Source organism: Pandoraea sp. E26 (genome assembly GCF_000681415.1).
Taxonomy (GTDB): Bacteria; Pseudomonadota; Gammaproteobacteria; order Burkholderiales; family Burkholderiaceae; genus Pandoraea; species Pandoraea pnomenusa.
In genome coordinates this window covers 1-2,349 of the sequence record NZ_AYXJ01000056.1, presented here as the reverse complement: position 1 = coordinate 2,349, position 2,349 = coordinate 1, and the positions used below count along the sequence as shown (strand labels likewise).

The window sequence follows — 2,349 nt, the reverse complement described above, 5'->3', positions numbered from 1 at the left end:
CAAAGTCCGGGCGCCGGCGGGCGCGGCGGCAGCGGTATTGCGCTCTCGAACGGGGCCAGCGCGACCAATGTCGGCGCGGTATCCGGCGGTGTCGGCGGCAGAGGCGGGGCGCCCACCGTGGGAATGTCCGCCGGCCAGACGGCGAGCGGTGGAGATGGCGCAACGCTCTCGACGGGGGCCATGCTGACGAATGGCGGAACCATTGTCGGCGGCACGGGGACGTTTTCGGCGTTGGGGCCGACCGAGCCCGGAAGCCAGGGCGGCGCGGGGGTGCGGCTGGATACGGGCGCTACGCTGGTCAACGCGCCAGGAGGGACAATCACCGGCGGGCTGAGCCCGACGCAGGAAGGCGTGGCTGGCGTCATCGTCGGCCGGGGCGCCACGGTGAACAACGCCGGTCTGATTGCAGGCGGGGCGAGTTTCAGCTTCAGCGGTGCGGCGCAGGGCGGCGTTGGGTTGCTCGCGACCGGCGGCGGCACCGTGAACCTCAGTGGCACCATTACCGGTGGAACCGACACGTATGGGAATCACCCCGGCAACGCCGTACGGATGATCGGCGGCGGCAATATGCTGAAGCTCGAAAGCGGTTACACGCTGAATGGTCTCGCGGTGAGCCAGAGTGGCGGCGCTGCTGCCCCGGACATTCTCGCACTCGGCGGGAGCGCCGACGACACGTTCGACGTCAGTCAGATCGGCAATGCGTTCATCGGCTTTGGCGCTTACGCGAAGCGCGACGCCAGTACCTGGACGCTCACGGGCGCGACTTCAGCCGTTACGCCCTGGTCGGTCGATGCGGGGCGGCTTACCGTGACCCAGGACGCAAGCCTCGGCGCCACGTCGGGCGCGCTCACGCTCAACGGCGGGGCGTTTCACGTGGCGGGCACGGGGTACACCTCGACGTCGCGCACGCTCGTGCTCGGCCCGCAGGGCGGGGAGATCAACATCGAGGCGGCGTCGAACACCTTTTCCGTGAATCAGGCGATGACGGGCGGCGGAGGCGTCACGAAGGCGGGGCAGGGAACGTTGAGCCTTGCCGCGCCAAACCGCTATACCGGGGCGACGCGCGTGAAGGAGGGCACGCTGCAACTCACCTCGAACGCATCGATTGCGAGTTCGTCCGGCGTCGAGATTGCGCCCGGCGCGCTGTTCGATATCGCGAGCGCGGGCGCGCAAACGGTCGGCGCGTTGAGCGGCGGCGGGCGTGTCAGCCTCGGCGCCTCGACACTGACGTCGGATTCGGCACTCGACAGTGTCTTCTCCGGCACCCTTGACGGCAGTGGCGGGCTTACGAAGAACGGCTCGGGCCTGCTGATTCTCAATGGCGTCAATACCTACACGGGCCCGACGACGGTGAACGGCGGCACGCTGGAAGTCGGCGATCTGAATACGCCGACGGCGAGCCTCGTCAGTGAAGTGCAGGTGAATGCCGCCGGTACATTGCGTGGTCATGGCACGATTGCGGGCAACGTGCGCAATGCCGGCACGGTACGCCCGGGTGGCTCCATCGGCACGCTCACGATCAACGGCAATTTCTCGCAATCCCCGTCGGGTACGCTGGCGTTCGATGTCAGTCCGTCAGCGGCGTCGCAATTGGTCGTGAACGGCACGGCGACGCTTGCCGGCACGCTTCAAGTGCTCTTCGGGCCGGGCACCTACTCGGCAACGTCCTATCGGCTTCTCACGGCAAACACCGTCGTGGGCGCGTTCGCGAATGTTGTGTCGAATGTGCCGGATGGATTTGTCCTGGACGTCGCGTCGTTGGCGAACGGTACGGTCGCGTCGCTGGGTGCGGTTGTCATTGCCCCGACCCATGCCACGCTTTTCGGCGCGGTCGCGAGCGCGGCGATGCGTGAGACGCAACGAACCAACGAAGCCCTGCTGGCGCGCGTCGGGTCGTCGTGCAATCTTCCTGTTGCAGGTCGCACGGATTGCGCGGGCCCCGGCACGGCCGGCTGGGTTGCGCTCACCGGCCAGAATGCCAGGATCGATGGCGAGCGCGGCATTCCCTCGTACGACAGCCGCACGTTCGGATTCCTGGCGGGCCTGGAGACGCGCGCAGGCGACTGGACGGTTGGCGTGGCCGCGGGCTACACGCACGACGACGTCTCCGAGTCGACCGGCACGAAGGGCACCATCGACGCGGTACGCCTCGCAGCGTACGGTGGACGGTGGTTTGGGCCGGTCAATGTGGGAGCCACGGCAGGCTATGCGTACGACTTCATTTCCACCACGCGCGGTTTCGGTGCGCTCGGCAACGCGCAGGCGGACGGGAATGCGCAGGAGTTCCATGCGGGATTGCAGGGCAGCCTTCCGCTCCCCGTTGGCCCGTTGATCGTCACGCCGCGCGTG

Annotated in this window: 1 protein-coding gene; it reads left to right on the top strand. The window is 67.8% G+C overall.

Features of this window, described 5'->3' with window-relative positions:
• The coding region (locus tag W930_RS0124935; protein ID WP_028731401.1) for an autotransporter domain-containing protein at positions 1-2,349 on the top strand (2,349 nt) is incomplete at both ends.